Origin of the sequence: Candidatus Stygibacter australis (assembly GCA_030765845.1) — a bacterium.
GTDB lineage: Bacteria > Cloacimonadota > Cloacimonadia > Cloacimonadales > TCS61 > Stygibacter > Stygibacter australis.
The window spans coordinates 1-4,405 of record JAVCDJ010000126.1; the positions used below are offsets into that span (position 1 = coordinate 1).

Sequence of the window (4,405 nt, forward strand, 5' to 3'; positions counted from 1 at the left end):
TCGGCTGATGAAACTGTGAATGCTTGGAAAGAACTTTGTCGGAAAGCCGTGTGCGGGAAAACCGCATGCACGGTTTGACGAGGGGGACAGGTGGATAGAATACTAGAAGCCTGTCTCTACTCTACTGTTCTATTTTTTTTACGCTTCTGCTTGACAGATGTAAAGGGGAACAGAAGATTTATTAAAGTATATTAATTCAGATTGAGGAGTTCAGATGTTTAGATTGCTGATCACGATTATTTTGGTGCTGGGGACGATGTTTCCTTTGCTGGGACAGATAGATTTGAGCTGGAATAAACCTGCTGTCCAGAATAAACTGGAATTTTCCTGGCTGCAGGATACTGATGAAATCATCCCTTTATCAATCCATCCCTCTTCTCCAAAATATGACCTGGCAATTAATGGCTGGCATAAATTTGTCAGTAGTCTGGGAAGATATATTTCCATTAAAGATGATAAAGGCAGCTTTTTTATCTATCATCCGGGAAAAGGGAGTAATTCTTATCTGCAGGTCAAACTACGTGCCGGGGTGGATTACTCAGTGATCAGCGACAGTAGTTATTCATTTTCTCATTATGGCTGGGATATGCAGGGCAGGATAGGCAAAAGATTGTATTTTTATTCACAATTCTGGACAGGACATTTCAGTGAACAATCAGATCTTGTTCGTGATAATTCTCCTTTGATCGATAGCTGGGTCAAGTATCAGGACGATATGATGTATCTTGATAATATCAGAGGTAAACTGCTATATAGTGGCAAATATCTGGATGCTGCTCTGGGAAGGGGCAAATATGAGATTGGCAGTAATATTGCCGGAAGTATCATTCTGGATGATTCCTGCAACGACTATGGCTATTTTAATTTTGATCTTAAGCTGGGTGACTTCAGGTTTTCGGTGCTTAATGCCAGTCTCACGGCAGATTCCAGCAGTGTGAATGATAGCGAATATTATGAAGATTACCAGTATAATGAAGATAAATATCTTACTATCCATAAACTTGACTGGAAGCCATCAGACAAACTGCACTTATTTATGGGAGAAGAGGTTATTTATGGCTCTCATAGCGTAGAAGCCAGTTATCTGCTGCCATTTAATTTTATCCGGGCAGCAGAGCATAATCTGGGAGATCATGATAATGTGATGATCTTTGCAGGCTGGGAATGGATGTGTCATCAGAATTTCCTCACTTATGGCAATCTGGTGCTGGATGAATTAAGAAAATCAGAGATAGCGGGTGACTGGTGGGGCAATAAATATGCAGTTCAGGTTGGAGACAGCTTTAATCTGGGAGCTCATCGGCTTACTTTGGAATTTACTGCTGTCCGTCCCTGGCTTTATACACATAAATCTATCTTTACGCGCTATTCGCATGATAAAAAGGGACTGGGATTCCCTGAAGGAAGCAATCTTATGCAAATTGCCACAGCACTTGATCTGCAAATCAGCAGTCGGCTTAAACTTAATAGCATAGCAGCTTTTATTCGTCAGGGAGAAAGGGGTAACAACTGGTCACTTAATTATCAGGATGAGATCACAGATATTGATAATGAGGAGACTAAGTGGTTTGCAGGCAATCCGCAAAACAGGTATAAACTGCAAAGCTTGATCACCTGGCAACCGCTTGCCCATCACTGGCTGAAACTGGGTGTGGATGCTGAATTGAAAACAGATGATAACTCCACGGAACTTTATTTTTCCTGGCTTACCAGATATTGATAGATGGTCATATTCGGTATAATTTTCATCATCATCATTTTTACATGTACTTACCTGCTTTATAAACCTCAGAAAAGTAATTCCAATTTAAGAACCTTTTCTATCCTGATTGCCTGCCGGAATGAAGAAAATAATATCCCAGAGCTTATAGAAAGTCTCTGCAAGATCAATTATCCAACCGATTTGTGGCAGGTAATAATCGTGGATGATGCTTCTGAGGATAATACCTGGCAGCTTTTGCTGGATCATACTGCCGGACGTAAAAATTTTCAGGTCTATCATCTGGCAGAGAAATCTGCCGAATATAAGGGGAAAAAAGCTGCTTTGAAGCTCGCAGCAGAAAATGCAGATTTTGATTACCTGGTTTTTACTGATGCTGATTGTATTGTACATCCTGAGATTTTAAGGTCGTATTCAGAACTGCTTACAAATAATACTGACGCTGCTATTGGCTGGTATCTCACCAAAGGAGCATCTCCCCTGCAAAGAATAATTGATGTATCATCAGGATTAACTTTTGCCCTTACAACCAGAATGGGAATACCCTTTTCTGCCTCAGGCATGAACTGGGTAGTCCGCAAGAAAGCTTTTATTGATGTAGGTGGTTATGAAAAGATCAGAAATGAGCTTGCCGGAGATGATAAATTACTACTGCTGCAGGTGAAAGCTTTAGGAAATGAAATTACTTTTAATCACAGATACCCGGTGGAAACTAAACTTCCTCAGGGCAGTGATTCACAGAGACTGATGCGTAAATATGGTAAACTGGCAAGCTCTCCCATAAATATTAAATTGATCATGCTGATCCTGAGCGCTTTTTACATATACCTGCCATTACATATATTAATTCGAGGATATGAAATGGGCTTGATATATCTGACTGGATTGTTTTTGCTATGGATGATTGTTTTGCTTCGTTTTAGATTGAAGTTCAAATTTTCTGATCCATTATTTTTATTATTAATACCTTATGTACTATTTTATTATGTACTGAAAGGCAGCTTTGGCAATTGGGAATGGAAAGGGCAAAAACGAAATATCAGTTGATTTTATTTCAGCTCTTAATTTATTATTTTTTCAATAACTGTTTAACCAGGTGATTTGCATGGTGAATGGAATTCATTTTTTTATCTTTACAACTTGCTGGCAAATTTCTTAACTGACGCCTGTTAGAAGAATGCAAAGCTGGTATAAATCATTATACCAGTAAAAAACTCACTGAAATGGAGGTTTTATGCTTAAAAGATTTTTATTTGTTATTGTGATCATGTCAGTTGTCGGTCTTGGTTTTGCTGGCGGTATTGCTCTTTCTGGAGTAGGTACCAGAGCAAAAGGTATGGGTGGAGCAATGAGAGGACTCGCTGATGACGCTTCTGCCATGTATTGGAATCCTGCAGGAATTTCATTTTTAGAAGAATCAACCCTGTCAGTTGGAATTCATTATGTAGATTTTAACGGAGAATGGGAAGACGAAACAGGAACAATGAATGAGAATGCTGATGTACTGAATCTTATTCCAAGTGCCGTTTATACCAAAATATGTCCAGACAAACCCTGGAACTTTGGTTTTGGTGTTTATATTCCTTTTGGACTTTCTGCAGAATGGGATCTTTATGATATGCCAGGGACAATCCCAGAGGCAATAATCGGAATTGATCTAAACGGAAACGGTAATTTGGATGATGATATTCCATTAACCTGGGAAGGCGAGATCCAGGAAAATGAAAAAGCTGGTTCTCTGATGGTGATCGACTTTCATCCAACTTTCAGTTATCAGATTTCAGAGAAATTAGGTGTTGGAATTGGTTTAAGTATTGATTATGCCAATATGGCAATCAATAAGCTTGATCTGCATCCTCTTTATCAGGACTATCTACCCACTTATACTCAACTGGAAGGAAGCGGTATGGGTTATGGTCTTAATTATGGTATTCTTTTCAAACCAACGCCCTGCCTTAGTCTGGGATTTTCAGGAAGACTGGAAACTGAATTAGCTCTTGAGGGTGATGCGCAGATCGATACTTACATTAACAATGTTATTGGTGCAGGCCTTGGATTACCGGCAACTGTAATTAATAATAATCCTGATGTGGAAGCAACTCTTGTACTTCCAGCTGATTATGGATTTGGATTTGGATATAAGATCAAAGATAACTGGCTTGTTTCAGGAGATTTCACCTATACAGGCTGGGAATCAGTAGATGTGATAGAGCTTGATTTCGAAGAAGGATTTGATATCATGGGTAGCCCTATTGAAGATACAGAAATGGTTCTTAACTGGGAAAACACTATCCGTTTCGGACTTGGAACTGAATACGTGATGGGTTCTTTGGCTTACAGAGCAGGTTATTATTATGATGAATCACCACTTGTTGATGAAACAATGACAGTAACTTTCCCAGACTTCAGTGATAAAAATGTTATCAACATCGGTTTAGGATATATGCTCAACGAAAATATCTGCCTTGATTTCGGATTTGAATACATTATGATGGAAGAAAGAGAAGTAACCGAACAGACAGAAGAAAACTGGCTTGGTGTTTATAATGGAAACCTTATTGACATCATGCTTGACTTCACCTGGAAATTCTAATAGTATTTTTTAAGATATATTAGCCCCTGTTCGCAGGGGCTTTTTTTATGCTAAGTGCATGTGCACCGCCGGGTATTTCCAGGTGGGGCGCA

General features: G+C 39.2%; 3 protein-coding genes. All 3 read left to right on the forward strand.

Annotation, left to right across the window (positions count from 1 at the left end; all coding sequences use genetic code 11):
- Window positions 1–214: 214 nt before the first annotated feature.
- The 3 genes from RAO94_06485 (at window position 215) to RAO94_06495 (ending at window position 4,313) form a co-directional block, all read left to right on the forward strand.
- Complete coding sequence (locus RAO94_06485) at window positions 215–1,720, forward strand: hypothetical protein (GenBank protein ID MDP8321979.1); 1,506 nt, start codon at window positions 215–217, stop codon at window positions 1,718–1,720.
- A gap of 3 nt (window positions 1,721–1,723) precedes the next feature.
- Window positions 1,724–2,767, forward strand: coding sequence for a glycosyltransferase (locus RAO94_06490; protein ID MDP8321980.1), 1,044 nt, complete (start codon window positions 1,724–1,726; stop codon window positions 2,765–2,767).
- A gap of 187 nt (window positions 2,768–2,954) precedes the next feature.
- Complete coding sequence (locus RAO94_06495) at window positions 2,955–4,313, forward strand: outer membrane protein transport protein (protein MDP8321981.1); 1,359 nt, start codon at window positions 2,955–2,957, stop codon at window positions 4,311–4,313.
- Window positions 4,314–4,405: the final 92 nt, after the last annotated feature.

What these genes read in the sequence shown, in the direction of transcription:
- RAO94_06490 (MDP8321980.1), top strand. Translation starts at nt 1,724, where the DNA reads ATGGTCATATTCGGTATAATTTTCATCATCATCATTTTTACATGTACT.
- RAO94_06495 (MDP8321981.1), top strand. Translation starts at nt 2,955, where the DNA reads ATGCTTAAAAGATTTTTATTTGTTATTGTGATCATGTCAGTTGTCGGT.
- RAO94_06485 (MDP8321979.1), top strand. Translation starts at nt 215, where the DNA reads ATGTTTAGATTGCTGATCACGATTATTTTGGTGCTGGGGACGATGTTT.